The organism is Colwellia marinimaniae, assembly GCF_002207865.1.
In the GTDB taxonomy this organism is placed as follows: Bacteria; Pseudomonadota; Gammaproteobacteria; order Enterobacterales; family Alteromonadaceae; genus Colwellia; species Colwellia marinimaniae.
The window spans coordinates 24226-41012 of the sequence record NZ_BDQM01000033.1 but is presented as its reverse complement, the minus strand read 5'-3'; the positions used below and the strand labels follow the sequence as shown (position 1 = coordinate 41012).

Annotated in this window: 12 protein-coding genes; 8 read left to right on the top strand and 4 right to left on the bottom strand. The window is 39.1% G+C overall.

Features of this window, described 5'->3' with window-relative positions; genetic code table 11:
- Positions 1 to 110: 110 nt before the first annotated feature.
- Entirely contained in the window at positions 111 to 608 is a 498-nt protein-coding gene (ilvN, locus tag MTCD1_RS15150) for an acetolactate synthase small subunit (RefSeq protein WP_057180513.1), read from the top strand.
- 157 nt (positions 609 to 765) lie between these two features.
- Here the strand turns inward: ilvN and MTCD1_RS15145 are convergent, their stop codons facing one another.
- The 4 genes from MTCD1_RS15145 to MTCD1_RS15130 all read right to left on the bottom strand — a co-directional run bounded on the left by MTCD1_RS15145 (position 766) and on the right by MTCD1_RS15130 (position 7552).
- Entirely contained in the window at positions 766 to 1614 is an 849-nt protein-coding gene (locus MTCD1_RS15145) for a hypothetical protein (protein ID WP_231732985.1), read from the bottom strand.
- A 26-nt stretch (positions 1615 to 1640) separates the two neighbouring features.
- The gene (locus tag MTCD1_RS15140; protein ID WP_057180509.1) at positions 1641 to 3788 is read right to left on the bottom strand and encodes a transporter substrate-binding domain-containing protein; all 2148 of its coding nucleotides are present in this window, start codon (positions 3786 to 3788) and stop codon (positions 1641 to 1643) included.
- Positions 3789 to 3986: 198 nt separating this feature from the next.
- Complete coding sequence (gene glnS, locus MTCD1_RS15135; RefSeq protein ID WP_057180507.1) at positions 3987 to 5657, bottom strand: glutamine--tRNA ligase; 1671 nt, start codon at positions 5655 to 5657, stop codon at positions 3987 to 3989.
- Positions 5658 to 6265: 608 nt separating this feature from the next.
- On the bottom strand, positions 6266 to 7552 hold the full coding sequence (locus MTCD1_RS15130; RefSeq protein ID WP_057180505.1) for an HD domain-containing phosphohydrolase: 1287 nt from the start codon (positions 7550 to 7552) through the stop codon (positions 6266 to 6268).
- Positions 7553 to 7729: 177 nt separating this feature from the next.
- Here MTCD1_RS15130 and MTCD1_RS15125 point away from each other — a divergent pair, with 177 nt between their 5' ends.
- The 7 genes from MTCD1_RS15125 (at position 7730) to MTCD1_RS15095 (ending at position 16785) form a co-directional block, all read left to right on the top strand.
- Positions 7730 to 9166, top strand: a complete 1437-nt coding sequence (locus MTCD1_RS15125; protein WP_057180504.1) for a sigma-54-dependent transcriptional regulator — start codon at positions 7730 to 7732, stop codon at positions 9164 to 9166.
- 505 nt (positions 9167 to 9671) lie between these two features.
- Positions 9672 to 11759, top strand: a complete 2088-nt coding sequence (locus MTCD1_RS15120) for an LruC domain-containing protein (RefSeq protein ID WP_057180502.1) — start codon at positions 9672 to 9674, stop codon at positions 11757 to 11759.
- 47 nt (positions 11760 to 11806) lie between these two features.
- Positions 11807 to 12289, top strand: a complete 483-nt coding sequence (locus MTCD1_RS15115) for a hypothetical protein (RefSeq protein ID WP_057180500.1) — start codon at positions 11807 to 11809, stop codon at positions 12287 to 12289.
- 292 nt (positions 12290 to 12581) lie between these two features.
- Positions 12582 to 13052: a hypothetical protein gene (locus tag MTCD1_RS15110; protein ID WP_057180498.1), complete on the top strand. Its 471-nt coding sequence runs from the start codon at positions 12582 to 12584 to the stop codon at positions 13050 to 13052.
- A gap of 1 nt (position 13053) precedes the next feature.
- A complete protein-coding gene (locus tag MTCD1_RS15105; RefSeq protein WP_057180497.1) occupies positions 13054 to 14502 on the top strand; it encodes a GumC family protein in 1449 nt (482 codons plus the stop codon).
- A gap of 10 nt (positions 14503 to 14512) precedes the next feature.
- Entirely contained in the window at positions 14513 to 15607 is a 1095-nt protein-coding gene (locus MTCD1_RS15100; RefSeq protein ID WP_057180495.1) for a glycosyltransferase, read from the top strand.
- A complete protein-coding gene (locus MTCD1_RS15095) occupies positions 15601 to 16785 on the top strand; it encodes a glycosyltransferase family 2 protein (RefSeq protein WP_057180493.1) in 1185 nt (394 codons plus the stop codon). Before MTCD1_RS15100 ends, MTCD1_RS15095 begins: the two co-directional genes overlap by 7 nt.
- Positions 16786 to 16787 lie beyond the last annotated feature (2 nt).

Here is a 16787-nt window from a genome sequence, read left to right as displayed (position 1 = left end):
TTTAGCTATGTTTCTTATGTTAGTGGAAAATGAAGTCTGTTCACTACCCCACAGTTGTAACTACTTCCTGTTGTTCAATCAAAAGTCAGCGAATAAAGGAGTAAATCTTAATGCGTAGAATTTTAGCTATTTTGATGGAGAATGAACCCGGCTCATTATCACGTATTGTTGGGCTATTCTCTCAACGTGCTTTTAATATTGAAAGCTTAACGGTAGCCCCAACTGATGATAATAGTTTATCCCGTATGACCATTGCGACTAAGGGCGATGACAAGGTATTAGAGCAAATTGTTAAACAAGTTAATAAGCTTATTGATGTCATTAAAATCACTGACATTACCGACAGAAAACATATTGAACGTGAATTACTGCTAGTAAAAGTTGGTGCTATGAATGATAAAACTCGCACTGAAGTAAAACGCATAACGGATATCTTTCGTGGCAATATTATTGACCTTGGCAAGCAGGTTTATACCGTACAACTTACCGGTAATGCTGACAAGCTCAATGCCTTTATTGATGCCCTTAAAAATGAGACGGAAATTATTGAAACAGCTCGTTCAGGTTGTGTCGGTATGGCGCGTGGTGATAAAGCGCTCCGGGTATAACCGATAAAGTTATTCACTAAAAAGAGTCTTTCTGGCTAATGCGGCTCAATTAAGAACATGAACCGTGCAGCGATACTTAACGTCTGGGAAAATCCATTACTCCTTCATTGATAATGGATTTTTTATGACCTTGGCAGCTAAGCTGTAAGCCCCCACTTTATATAGGAAAACTAAACAACAAACGCACGGCGCTAAAGTTTTTGCTATAACGATAACTCAAGCCGAGTCTATCAATGCCCGCCCAAGAATAGCCGAGGGTTTTGGCAAATTTCAAAGTAAAACCTAATTCTATACTATTAGTTAGGCTAATATTTTTACCCTCATCAAGGGCCTGAGTGCGCGGCATGAAAAAATCAACTTCGCTAAAATACCAAAAAGCCGTGGCAAAAATTCTTGGCTGAAATTGATAACCTAATATTTGATATTGCACTGGCAACCCTGTGTCTAACCCTATTTGCAACGCGGCATAAGAGTCTTGGGCATCATAACCATTACCATCATAACGAGCAATATAAATTCTATTGGCCCAAATAGAGTCATACTTTTTTATTTCAAAATGATAGAGCGCAGAAACACCTGAAGAATGAATATTAACGCCTTTATTGGTGGTTAGGTTGCGGCCATAGCCGACATCAATATAGCTTTCTATCAGCAAGTTCTTACTGTATTGATAGTTAAAGGCTATGCCGGGAGTAAAGGTTATCGTGCCGACTTCATCGGGTAAATCTAGGTTAGGTAAGTCGGCAAAATCAAAGTCAAAAAAACCAATTGAAACCGGTAAGCGTAAGCCATAACTTAGCTTGCCCTTATGCCCAAGCTCATAGGAGAACGGCATACTGATCAAGCTAGCATTTTGCCCTGTGGTTCGATAGATACCACTGCCTAAATAATTAGCATAGGCATAATGCACTGGCTCTATTTCGTCAGCATTGACGAAGGAATTTGTGCAAAAAAATAGTATGATAAAGGTAAATAGTCTGACGTTCATAAATAATAATACGCTCAAAAGTAATGCCTAATACAGTAAAGATGCTAACCTGTAATGCGAATATAACTTAAATAGCGTTGATGAATATCACGCACATAATTTACTGGCTCTCGGCCTCTAACGTAGCCAAATCTGGCCTTTTGATAATACTGGCGGCGCTGCAGGAGTAACATAGCTTTTTCAACATTGTTAAACCACCGATCACTTCTTAAGCCGAGCTGTCTTGCCAGGCGCTGCGCATCTTTTACATGCCCATAACCCGCATTATAGGATGCCAAGGAGAAAAATATTTGCTCTTGTACCGGTAAGTCCTTAGAAAATCGGTCACGGGTCCAGTTTAAATATTGCACACCGGACGCTATGGCTTGCTCTGGGTCTTTTAAATCCTCGACACCAAGCTCTGCGGCAGTGCGAGGTAACATTTGCATTAAACCAAAAGCACCGGAGGCATTACTGGCGAGTGGATCAAAGCGGCTTTCTTGATACATTTGCGAGACAATCAGACGCCAATCGAAGTTATAGGGTTTGACATAAGAGCGGACAATATCATCATAGGGCGACAAGCTTGAACCTGATAGTAAACGGTGTTTTTTATGACTTTCTTTTGATTTTTTATTGTGAAAATACTTATTTTTGACGACATTGTAAAAAGTCCCGCGGTAGTATTTTCTAACAAACTCATTTAAATTGGCAAGTAATTGCGGATTGTTTTTCCTAACCAAATAGGCATAAGGCACATCTTCTTTAAACGTTAACGGAGTAATAATTTCTGTTCGAAAGCTGCTCTCAATAGCGATTAAATTACTATCGGCTATGGTTAAATCAATTTCTTTATCGGCCACCTGACTGATTAATATCTCTGTGGCGATATTTTCGTTGGCGATAACAATGTTAGCGCCAAAGTCTTGCGCTAATCTTTGCGCCGTTGTCCAAAAACTACTGCTTTTCCTTATGGTGATAGTGCGACCATTAAGATCAGCTAGCTCATTGATAGCTAAACTATCTTGATGAGCCACTAATTGTTCTTTTACCCGGTTATAACGAATACTAATGGCTAAGCCGGCTTGAGCTATTTTTTTTGTTCGTGCTTGTGTTCGAGACAGACCGGCAGCAATGATATCGCCTTTACCCTCGGCTAATAATGTCAGCATTTCGTCATAAGTATCGGCCACAACAATAACCAATTTCACCTTGTTGATATCAGCAAATTTACGCATCAATTCATATTCAAAACCGAGTAATTCACCACGCCATAAAAAATAGGTTTCCGGACTATTTCGTGTGATAACCCGTAAAGTAAGCTTGTCTTTTTTTAACTGATCAAAGTCAATTTTACGTTCTGGCTCAACTACCTGCATAACATGATGAACCGAGATAAAGTCATTTAATTCATGTAAAAAACTATCATTATCTAAATTAACCGCCCAAGCGAGAGTGATTGCTTTCGGTAGGATAAAGACACTTTGAATATCATCACGATATTGCTGCAATGTTTCTAAAGCAAAAACATCAATCAGGGTATATTTCATTGCTCCATCGACAATAGTGTCAGCCATTTCTTGTGAGCTGACTTTCTCCTCAACAATATTAATGTGCCAATGGGGGAACTGTTTACTGACACTGTCGATATAAGCTGAGCCGATAGGGAGAGTAATAGTAATATCGTCTTTGCTATTAAAGCTATCGTTACCCGCTTTAGCGATCACCACTTCTCTATCACGTAACAAGGGATAGGAAAAACTAAATTTTTCTAAACGTGTCGCGGTTATGGTTAAATGCCGAGGAATAATGTCAACGTCAAAAGTGGCTAGTTTGCTAAACATAGCGGCTAAGTTACTCACTCGCAGCCAGTTAATCTTTAAGCCGCGCTCATCGGCAAAACGCTGCAATAAGATAGAATGATAGGCACTGGTCGAGCCTGCGCGAGGTAATGCCGATTCTAACTGCCAATCAAGTTTTACCGCATTAATGTAACCTGAGGCTTTGATTTGGGACCAGGATCTAGCGCTTATACTTTTTTTTGCGACTTTTTGAGCCAGTAAGTTTAACTCATCTTTGCTAGCATTCGGGCTATCTTGGCTATTTAGCGCTGTTTTAGCATCTGCGGCTACTGAGGGCGGCTCTTGACAGCCGGCTAAGGCAAGTAGCAAAAAAACACCTAAAAATACTGATGCAGCTAACTGGTTATTCATTAAATAAGCCCTAATTAATGGAGTATAATTATTTATATAAGGTTAACAGATTTAACAAAAAAAAAGCCAGTAGTAAGTTTAAATAACTTACTACTGGCTTTAGGTAAAAAGAACTCAGCTCAATAACACTCAATACACAGTCAATGCGCGCAATTGCTTTACCCTACTTTGGCTTATGCTTTTAGCAATACGTTCAGGCTATTTACTGATTTTAGCCCAGGTATCTCGCAGACCAACCGTACGATTAAAAATTAGCGCCCCTGGCTCTTTAATATCATTATCTAAACAAAAATACCCCTGACGCTCAAACTGAACAGCAATTTCAGCTTTGGCATCCGCTAATGAAGGCTCAACTTTTACCCCGGTAATCTCGATTAGAGAATCAGGGTTAATTACCGCATGAAAGTCATCTTCTGCGGCTGGGTTTGCTACGGTAAATAATCTATCGTATAAACGCACCGTAGCATCAAGAGACTTAGCCGCATCAACCCAGTGAATTACCCCTTTAGGTTTAGTACCATCTGTTGGGTTTTTACCTAAAGTATCTTCATTGTAAGTACAGTAGACGGTAGTAACATTACCTTGATCATCTTTATCACAGCGTGTCGCTGTGACTACATAGGCGCCACGTAAACGTACCGCTTTATCAATAACCAAACGTTTATATTTCTTATTGGCTTCTTCTCTAAAGTCTTCTGCTTCTATGTAAAGTTCTTTGCTAAAAGGGACAATCCGTGTGCCCTGACTTTCATCACTGGGGTGATTTTTAACAACTAAGTCTTCGCTTTTATCCTCTGGGTAGTTTTCAATAACCAGTTTGATCGGAGCAAGTACAGCCATAGCACGTGAGGCATTATCATTTAAATCTTCACGGATACAAGCTTCTAAAACACTCATTTCAATGGTGTTTTCCATTTTAGTCACACCAATTCGCTTAGTAAACTCACGAATTGAAGCCGGGGTATAACCACGTCGTCGAAAACCTGCAATCGTTGGCATACGAGGATCATCCCAGCCTTCAACCAAGTTTTCTTCGACCAAGGTATTTAGCTTACGTTTACTCATCAGAGTATATTCAAGGTTTAAGCGAGAAAATTCGTATTGATGTGGCGTAGACGGTACGGAGACGTTTTCAATAACCCAATCGTATAAACGGCGGTTATCTTGAAACTCTAAGGTACAAATAGAATGGGTAATGCCTTCTATGGCATCTGACAAACAATGAGTGAAATCGTACATAGGATAAATGCACCACTTATCTCCCGTTTGATGATGATGAGCAAAACGTACTCGATAAATAATAGGGTCACGTAAACAGATAAAGCTTGAGCTCATGTCAATTTTAGCACGTAGTGCACATTCGCCTTCTTTGACTTCGCCATTTTTCATTTTGGCAAATAAAGCTAAATTGTCTGCGATAGACGTTTCACGGTAAGGACTATTTTTACCTGGTTTATTTAAAGTGCCGCGATATTCACGGGTTTCATCCGCAGTTAAGAAACACACATACGCTAAGCCTTTTTCAATAAGCTCAATGGCAAAACCATGTAACTGCTCAAAATAATTAGAGGAATAGCGAACCTCACCTGCCCACTCAAACCCTAACCACAGAACATCTTTTTGAATGGCATGCACATAATCAATATCTTCTTTTTCAGGGTTGGTATCATCAAAACGCAAATTACATTTTCCGTTATAATCTTGGGCGATACCAAAACTCAAACAAATAGCTTTTGCATGGCCAATATGTAAAAAGCCATTTGGCTCTGGTGGAAAGCGTGTTTGTACACTGGTGTGTTTACCGCTAGCCAAATCAGCATCAATGATATTACGAATAAAGTTTGTTGGGCGGTTTTCGGCATCCGACATGAAAATAAACCTCTGAAAAAAACGAATAGCAAGCAGACAAATTTACTGGTCTATTTACTATATAAAGTGCATTTTGCGCACCAAGATAGCCGCATTATAGCAAGTGTTTACTAGGGAGAATAGCGTTAGATAAGAGTATATTGCCTAGGGGCGGTAATATTCACCTGCTGATATTCTGTGGTACTAGGTGCCTATTAACTAGGTAGAAACGCCCTAAATATAGCCGAAATCCATACTGTTCTGAGCAAGATTAGTGGCTATATTAATGTGCATAAATCAAAAAACTTTCTACTTGCTCTTTTTCAATGGCAAGTAGTTTATCAATATGGTACTGCTCTATTTTTGTGCTTTTAGTCAAAGGTGCCTATTAACTAGGTAGAAACGCCCTAAATATAGCCAAAATCCATGCTGTTCTGAGCAAGGTTAGTGGCTATATTAATGTGCATAAATCAAAAAACTTTCTACTTGCTCTTTTTCAATGGCAAGTAGTTTATCAATATGGTACTGCTCTATTTTTGTGCTTTTAGTCAAAGGTGCCTATTAACTAGGTAGAAACGCCCTAAATATAGCCAAAATCCATGCTGTTCTGAGCAAGGTTAGTGGCTATATTAATGTGCATAAATCAAAAAACTTTCTACTTGCTCTTTTTCAATGGCAAGTAGTTTATCAATATGGTACTGCTCTATTTTTGTGCCATTAGTCAACATAGGATTTTTATCGGTATTAACAATATCCTGGGTTAACACCATGCCGACACGTAAATCACTACTATTTAATAAATACTCAACTCGCCCTTCCGTTGAATTTGGCTGTTCATCTAAAAGGGTCAAGTAGTGATCAAGCAACCTTGGGTCAAACATGGTTTTCGCTAATTCTTTAACACGATTTTTGGCCTGTACTGTTGTCATTTTAGCCGGTGATTGACGACCATTGACTAAATTATCGTACATTGAAACAATAGCAATAATACGCGAGCCTAACGGAATTTCGTCAGCCACTAAATGTTCAGGTGCAGTGCTGCCATTAAAGTTTTCCGGGATGTATTTTATGATGTCGGCAACAAACGAAAGCTCATCAACCTTATTGAGTAAATCATAACTTTTTTGATAAAAGCCACTGTAGAGATTTTTTTCATGTTGCGACATAGTATCAATAGGCTTTTTCAGCAAACTTTGCTCGAGTGCTAATTTTCCCGTTTCATACAACAAGCCAGCAATATAAATTTGAAACGTGGTGAGTTTATCACAAGATTGACTTTCTGCGATTAACCTAGCATGGGCGGCAACACGAAAATTATGGCGAGTAACATCTTGAGTATGCAAACAAATGGTTTCAGCATAAATATCAATAAAGGTCGAAAAAGTTTTTTTGAGCCGAACAAAACCATTAGCTTCTCGCGCGGAAACAAGCAGTAATTTTTTTTTGCTTTTATTGGTTTCTAATTCCAGAGAGCTATTAATAAGCGACAGCTCGGCATTTTTAGCCAAATTTATTTTTAATAACTGCTTAGTTTTCCTTTCATTTAAGTACAGTTCATAAGCACTTGTCAGCTCAGTGATCAATTCTTCATTATGCCATGGCTTTGAAAAATAATGACATATTTTCCCTTCATTAACGGCGGTTACCGTTAAATTAATATCGGCATGTCCGGTCAGTAAAAATCGCTTACAGTGAGGGTTTATATCAATAATTTTCCCTAAGAATGTCGCACCGTCCATAATCGGCATTCTCATATCGGTAAGTATGAGCGGAATATTAGGATTATCTTGGAAAAAGCCAATGGCTTCATTCGCATCTGAAAACAAATACAATTGAAAATGTTTACGTAACACACGGTTTAACGCGTTAAGCACTTCCTTTTCATCATCAAGTATTAGTAATGAAGGTTTGTCCATTTATTCTTCCCTAGCTGGTGAATACGGTTTTCAAACCGCTACCGTCTTTATCATAGCCTTAAAATTATAACTATAGTTTAAGCATTTTAAAAAAAGATGCAAATTGCAAATAACACCTATGATATTGCAAATATCTTCTATGATTAAAAGATAAACTTTTTTAATCGGGCATTTATTATGGAAAATGACAATAACACTTCCCCGCTACCAATTTTATTGCTTGTTGATGATGACATCAATATATTACAAGCATTAAAAAGAGCTTTACACAGTGTTCAGGCTACTATCATTGACTTTAACTCACCACTTGCCGCACTAGAGTATTGCCAAGTAAATCAGCCTGATGTCATTATTTCAGATCAACAAATGCCGGAAATGAATGGTTGCGAACTATTAGAGCATATTAAAAAACGCTGGCCTAACTCTCAGCGTATTATTTTATCTGCCTATCAAGACTTTGACCTTATCTCCGCTGCTTTTAGCTCTGGCGTGGTCGAAAAGTACATTTGTAAACCTTGGATAAATAAAGAACTAAAGTTTGTCGTCGATAAAGCCCTTAGTAGACAAAAAAATATTAGTGTGTCTGCTACTAATGACGGAAATGTACCCGTGACTGGCTTAATTAACTTTCACGGCATGGTTGCAGAAGATGAAAGCATGCATGAACTATTTGACAGTATTAGACATGCTTCAAGTACTAATGCGCCCATTTTTATTACCGGTGAAACAGGTACGGGTAAGGAGTTAGTTGCTAAAGCTTGTCATTATGAAAGTTACCATAAAGATCAACCGTTTATTGCGGTTAACTGCGCAAACTTCAGTGAAAACTTAATGGAATCGCAACTTTTTGGTCATACTAAAGGTGCCTTTACTGGCGCAATTTCCAATCAAGAAGGTTTATTTTCTGCCGCAAAGCAAGGCAGCTTGTTTTTAGATGAGATAACCACCTTATCAAAGCCGCTGCAAGCAAAACTGTTACGAGTAGTGCAAGAGCGGGAGTTTTCCCCGCTAGGCACAAATGAAGTAATAAAATTTCATGCGCAAATTATATCTGCCTCCTCGAACTCTATTGGACAATCGGTAATAAATGGCGATTTTAGAGAGGATTTATATTATCGCTTAAACGTTATTACCATGGCTTTACCTCCTTTAAGAGAACGAGGCGGTGACCTGGTCCATATCGCCAGCTTTTTTTTAAAAAAATACAACAAAGTAGAATATAAGCATTTTAAAAAATTCTCTCGTAATGCTATTCAAATTATCTGCTCTTATGACTGGCCGGGAAATATACGTCAATTAGAAAATGTAATTCATGGCATGGTGATCCTCAACAGTGGTGAGCAAATAACCTCCGAAATGATCATTAAGTCGTTATCAACGACGGTAAGGAGCTATAGTGCCATTCAACCAACTTCTCCTATTGAAAATATAAAAAACATCTATAGTGCGGCTAAGCCACAAGTAAGCCAAAACACCGCTATTCAACCACTTTGGCAAGTTGAAAAACAAGCTATCGAAGCGGCAGTATTGCATTGCCAGGGCAATATCCCCAAAGCGGCGGCCTTATTAGAAGTCAGCCCTTCAACCATTTATAGAAAAAAGCTTAACTGGTAAATAATGACTCTGCCAATATATCAAAGCTCATAGCCTCTTTGCCAAGCGATGATAAAGCCGAGACAAAGAGCTGGCTTTGCTCACTTGCATTAAGTAAGGCTGTTGGTTAACACTAACGAACAATGGAGCTGACACTCTATGATGGCGGCGTTGACAAGGTTCTCTCTGGTTATTCTCATAACTAACGCCGCCATAACCAACAGCCTTACGGTTTAAAGAGCAAACTACATGCCAAAAATATAATAATAACAAATCAATTAGTTACGATTAATTATTATTTTGTACATGGCAAATAAAGAACTATTTTGCAAAATAATCCTTTATTGCAATAAATTAAATACACTAGTGATTTTAACGCTGGCTGAGCGCTTAGAACAAAAAATCTAGCTGACTAAACCTTTAAAGACCGGGGTTGCCCTAAGATATATCTTAAAATTTTAAAATAAAAAAACAAACGGATCGCTCCTTGCTTAATTGTTCATAAACAGGGTTGAGGGAGTTTTTCATGATCTATCTGAAAAAAATTCGTATTTTATCTTTCGCGGGTTTAATGATATTTCACTTATCATTAAACGCCGCTCCTTTTGAAAGTTGTCCTTCTAAAGCGTTTTTAATGCAACAGCAAGTTGCGAAACTTTACGGGGTAAACCTAGTGACCGGCAATTACTCACTGCTATCCGATGATTTAGGTACCACGGGTAAAATAAACGCCATTGGTTTTAACTTTCACGACAATTACCTTTACGGCTGGGGCTACGAATGGGGCACCTTAGTGCGTATTGGCAGCGACTACCAAGCGACACCCATTACCTTACTCTATAATCCTGGGGTAAACTTTTATGTCGGTGATATCGCACTCAATGAAAATAGTTATTATTTTTATAAAAAAGGTGCCAGTTATGGTTTATACAAGGTGTCGCTTGATGTGCAATCAGACGATTATATGCAAGTAATTAAAGTCATTGATGGCCAAGCCCTGTCGTTAACCATTTTTGATTTTGCTTTTCATCCTACTAATAACCTGCTGTACACAGTTGATAGAGATGGTCAACTATACCAAATTAATGTCACTAGCGGAGTCGCGACTGCGCTGGCTAATGTCGGCGAGCAAGGTACATTTGGTGCTGTTTATTTTGATATTGATGGCTACTTATATATCAGTCGAAATAGTGATGGCTATGTCTTTATTATTGATGTTGCTGACTCAAATCCACAAGCAACCTTTTTCGCCTATGGCCCCAGTGCCTCGCAAAACGATGGCGCCCGCTGTGCTCTTGCCCCTATTGTTGATGAATCCGTAGCCGCCACCACAGATTACGGTGATGCCCCAGACAGTTATGGTACGACTTTGTTTAGTAATGGTGCTAGACATAGCGTTAGTGATAATTACTTAGGTACTAGTATAACCACTGAGCATAATGCCAAGGTCTACCCTAAAACAGATGAAGATGATGGCATAATTTTCTTAACGCCCTTATTGGCCGGCAGTGATAGCTTGATTCAGGTGCAAGTCACCGGGGCTGGCTACCTTAATATTTGGGCTGATTGGGATCGTGACGGTCAATTTACCGCCGATGAAAAGCTCATCTCTGATAAATATATGGCTGACACCACAGAAGTGATTTTGGTCAATACACCTTTAACGGCCTTAAATGGTTTTACTTGGACCCGAGCGCGATTTACCACAGTAGCGGCTGTAGTTGCCAGTGGCGGTGTCAGTGACGGTGAAGTAGAGGACTACCGCGTACTTGTGACTAATCCAGGCAATAGCCAAATTCAAGATACCCCTTATTACCTTGCTTTTGAGGACAGCTGGCCAGAGCAAGGTGATTACGATATGAATGACGTAGTTATCCTGCAAAACTCATCATTATTATTAACAGACACCTACGCAGTAAAACAAATAGAATTTCAAGGGGAAGTAAAAGCGCTAGGTGCTTCTTATCATAATGGCTTTGCCATTCAACTAGATAATATACTCGCTAGCAATGTCGACACCAGCTTAGTGCGTTTTGAAATCAATGGTGTGTTACAAGAAAGCAGCGCCATTGAAGAGGGCACTCAATATTTAGTGATTAACATTACTGATGATTTACGCAATCACATTCAATTAAGCCAAGACTGCTTATATTATCGGACCGAGAGTAACTGTAGTAACTCATCTCTGATGACCTTTAGCGTAACGGTACCCTTTATCACTGCTATTGCCTTAGAGCAATTCCCTCAAGCGCCTTATAACCCCTTTATATTTGCTCAAGAGGGCACCTATCATGGCGATCTCTTTTTCCATCCAGGTAGAGGGCTAGAGATTCATCTAAAAAATAAAAAACCCACCTCTAAAGCAGATGACTCACTTTTTGGCCTGGCCGATGACAGGACTCAAGTTAGTGGCGAAAACACCTATCAAACCAGCAAGGGTTTACCCTGGGCACTGGCAATAAATCCTGGCTCACAAGAAGAGTGGCAGCACCCCAGTGAAATGGTCGACATTTTACACGCATACCCAGACTTTCAAAAATTCATCGAAAGTAATGGTAATAAAGCCACTAGCTGGTTTGCACAAAGTAATGCGGTTAATTCTAAGCTTTATTAACATAACGATTAACAATACTATTGACAATACCAAGAGGAGTTCACCTGATGAAAACGACTTTAATTACCCTTGTACTGGTAACACTGACAATGTTTGGTTGTGGCGGTGATGAGGCAGACAGTGAAGAAAGTAATGTCGTGCCACAAGAAATCCCCGCCACGAGTCCATCAACAGCTAGTCAACCCCAAACAGTGATAAGCACCAGTGAGTTAATTAGCACGCCAGAGTTTAACTTTATCTCTGTTGTTAAGTTACAGCTAACGTTACCCGCCTCGCCCACCGAAGAAATTAACTACTTTATTAATATATGCACCGACTTTTCTAATGAAAATGATGTTGTTACCATCAATTATAAAAGTTGCAAGTTAAGAGCACGCCTCACCAGACAACAGCAACAATTCACTTTGTCTTTAAGCGTGACCGAGCAAGTATTAATCGCCCAGATTTGGCCCATTGAAAATGACGCCCAACCAATAACTACCTACTGGCATATCGCTGCATCAGGCAATAACTGGCAAATTACTTTCTAAAAAAGTTAGCACTGAGTTCTGCCTCTATCTTTGATTTTGATGGGCAGTATAAAGGACCTGGCTGAGAGGTTATTCCTTAAGGAAATTAGTCGCTCTTACAAAGGCTTTACTTTATTGCCACTAAGGTATTTACCGAGCCTAATTGCATTTTAACAAGCAAAACGCAAAAACGATTCAGTAATCGCGATAAAAAAACAACGCAGCCAGTAAATATCCCAATTAACAACAACTTAAAACATGGCTCGTAACTTGTATATCAGAAGGTATGGTTGCATATATAAGGTGATAGCACATGAATAAAACTTTCTTAAACTGCATTTTTTCGCTTAGCTTACTCACCTGTACTGGCTGTACTTCAACGTTCATCAGTGATTCATTAGCCATAATTGAGCGCGAGGAAAACCGAGAAAATAGCCAAGTGGTTAACACAAAAGTTTTAATGAGTATTCAAGCCTTACGAGCAGCGCAAAAAATGGCCCAGCACACTCATATCACCACTTATACTTTCACTTATGAATTGCATGATAAAGAATTAAACTACCGCAATAGAATCAAACTGGCCAAAATACTAGTACAAAATAAACACCCTATCATCATTAATATCGCCCCCGCTAAAGGAGAAAGTCAACTACAGCAATTAAGCCTTGCGATGAAACGCGCGACAATACTTCGTCAATACGTTGAACGCTGGAATAAAGGGGTAACTATCATCTTTGCCCCTGACCTATCAACTGACACTATTCACTTAAGTATTGGTGCCTAAGATGCAGACATCAATAATTATAAATATTCACCTGATTTTAGCGGCGATATGGCGTCATCGTTATTTGGTTATTTTTCCGATAATAACATTACCACTTATTGCCGTCATCGCCTGCTTCATTACCCCAAGAAATTGGCAAGCGCACACCACAATATTGGTGCAAGAAAGTGCCAAAATGAATCCATTCCTTAAAGACTTATCGGTATCAACAGATTTAGAAAATAGAATAACCACATTAGATACCCTACTTCATAGCCGACATATGTTGATCAATGTTGCGCTAGATTTAGGACTGATTGATGAAGACTCAAGTGACTTACAAAAAGAGAACTTAGTGAAGGAATTGTCTGCGGCGCTTAAGGTAAAACTTATCGGCAAAGATCTGGTTAAACTTATTTACCTTACCGACTCACCTGAAAATATAGTCAATGTTTTACTTATGGTGAGGAAACGATTCTTAGAGACCCTTTTAGCGCCCGAATTATCGGCACTAGACGCATCAGAAACATTTTTAACTGGTCAACTAAAAATAAAAATAGTTGACTTACAAGCAGCAGAATATCGTTTAGCTGAGTTTAAACAATTTAATGCTGAGCATTTACCTCGACTTTATAATACCAATAGCAGCCGTTTTGGCCAATTAAGTGATTTGCTTGAGCAACGAAGAATCGCCTTATCGGGAGCCATTGCCGCCAAAAGAACCATTCGTACCAGACTCGCTCAGGTTGACCCCGTAATGAGTGAGATAGAACAAAGCATAGTGAATACAAAAAGTGAATTAGCCATATTGAGGTCGCGTTACACTGACAGACATAGCCGAGTAGAAATAGCACTGAGAAAATTAACCCAACTGGAAAATGAACGGGTAATTCAAAGTAAAGCATCATACAAAATAAACGAGGTCGACCTAAATCGTTTATGGGAAATAGCCAGCAATATGCAGGATGGCAAGGTTGATAATAATCACCATTTATTACTGGTGTCACAACTGCAAGAACTGCAACTCGCCGATGGTCACGTAGAGCAGATAAAAGAAGAAATACATTCCATCGAAAGACAAACACAACGGTTAAAAGCGTCTCTTGCCGGTACCGGGGAAATGGAAAGACAACTGTTAGAACTAGAAAGAAACCTTACGGTAAAACGGAATCTGTACAGTGATTTACTATACCGCTTTGAAAAGGCAAAAATAACGGGTGCCCTCGGCCGGTTTGAACAGCCTGAGAGAATCAAAATAATCGATGAACCCTTTAGACCTAGCTCTCCGACCAACTTCCCGCTGTCTATTTTTCTCTTAGCCGGCATTATCGGTGGTATTAGTTTAGGTGGTGGCTTAGTGCTATTTGCTGAAATAGCTGACACCTCAATCCGCGGAAAATATCAACTGGAATTAATCACCTCAGCTCCCGTCATAACGCGATTACCCCATATTGGCGTCAACAAAGTATAGGAGAAGCCCGATGAAACCTGTCATTGTTCATGTAGTACAACACTTAAAACCAGGTGGTATAGAAAGTTTTGCGCTAGAATTTCAACGTGCCGCGCAACCCTTTTTTGATGTCCATATTATTTCTCTAGAAAATCACCACGTTAAAGATTATTGGCATAATATTGACTGTGGTAAAAAATTTATCCATATATTAGACAAAAAGCCGGGGTGGCAAGCTAATATTTTCATGCAACTAAAAACATTATTTGAACAAATTAAGCCTATCTATGTGCATACTCATCATATAGGTCCACTGATTTATGGTGGTATCGCGGCAAGACTAGCCAATATTAATCATATTATTCATACCGAACATGATGCCTGGCACCTAGCAGAGTTTCGGCCTAGGTTGCTGCAACAACTTATTATCACCTTGGTTCGCCCTATTTATGTCGCTGATGCCAACTTTGTTGCTAAACAAGTTAAGCGTTTAATGCCGTCATTAAATCCTATCGTCATTACCAACGGCGTAGATACTGATAAATTTAAACCCTCGGTGCTCAATAAAAACAAACTACAGCAACAGGCTGGCTTACCAAGCCAGTTCAAGTTTATTGGTTGCGCAGCAAGGTTAGAGTCCGTTAAATCACATGAAGTTCTTATTAAAGCCTTGGCTAAACTGCCCAATAATATTGCGTTATTACTTGCTGGTACCGGTAGTTTACAAGCACAATTAGAGCAATTAGTGCTGCAATTACATTTAGAAAATAGAGTTTTCTTCTTAGGTCATATTAGTGATATGACCTCATTCTATCCGTTACTTGATGTTTTTTGTCTATCGTCGAATAACGAAGGTTTACCTTTATCGCCGATGGAAGCTCAGGCGTGTGGGGTGCCCGTGGTGTTAACTGATGTTGGTGGCTGCAAGGAAGCCGTTTGTCGTAAAACCGGCATTATGGTTAAAGCCAATAATCCCACTTTATTAGCACAAGCATTAATACGCTCACTAAACCAAAAAAGTAATCATTCACCCAGACAATTCATCCAAAACCACCGTTCTATCAATAATATGATCAAGCAATACCTTTCATTAATCCAACTAGAGTTAAGGTGTAAGCTATGTTAGACATGATAATGATAACTATCTTCGCAATGGCAATATTTTTAGTGATTTATCACCACCTACTGTATCCGGTGCTGCTCAAATTAGCCACTAGAAATAATAAAGTCCGCCCCCCTAGCATAAAAAAACGTCGTTACATTTTTAGTGCCGAGGACCAAAAATTGAATAGTTTTTCAATTGTTATTCCCGCCTTTAATGAAGCTAAATTCATTGCTGAGAAAATTAGAAACTTAAGCTTTATTGACTATCCAAGTGACAAATATGAACTGATTTTATTATGCGATGGTTGCCATGATGAAACTTATAACATTGCCAAGCAAACCCTTTCTGAGCTTGCTTGCCAAGATTTGAACTGCCAATTGATAAATTTCCAAGACAATCGAGGAAAAGTGGCGGTGCTCAAAGAAGGGGTAATAAAAGCCAAGTTTGATAACATTGTCTTTAGTGATGTTTCGGCATTATTGCCGGTGAATTGTTTACTTATGTTAGATAGCCACTTTACCAATACCCTAGTGGGTGCGGTCTCTGGTGGCTATAAATTCATCAAGAAAGGCACCGCAGGTGAGCAATATTACTGGCAATATCAATCCATGGTCAAAACAAGAGAAAGCTCTCTGGCTAGTGTATTGGGTGCTCACGGTGCTTTTTATGCACTAAGAAAATCATGTTATGAAGACATTCCAGCGGACACTATTAATGATGATTTTTTGATCCCCATGAATGTTATTAAGCAGGGCTATCGAGTAATTTACGAACCTCGAGTCGTGGCCATTGAATTAGAGCAAGTCAATTTAGAACAAGATATGACCCGACGTTTAAGAATAGCGGCGGGTAACTTCCAACAACTCATCTATTTACTGCCCTTGTTATCACCAAAGTATGGCTGGAATGCAATAAACTTTGCTTCAGGCAAGGCGTTAAGAGCAATAACGCCTTTTATTTTAGTGCTTATCTTTATCAGCAATATGTACCTAGCTGCCTTTTACAGCTTTTTTCTGGCGCTATTTGTCTGCCAAGTATTGTTATACGGTATGGTCTGGTTAATAAATGTCTTTCACCTAGCACCCAAGTTAAAAGTATTAAAACTACTCTGTTATTTAATCACCGGCTATTGGGTCGCCCTTAAAGGTTGTTTAAAGTTTATCTTTGGGCGACAAGAAAAAGTTTGGACTAAAATTTAGGA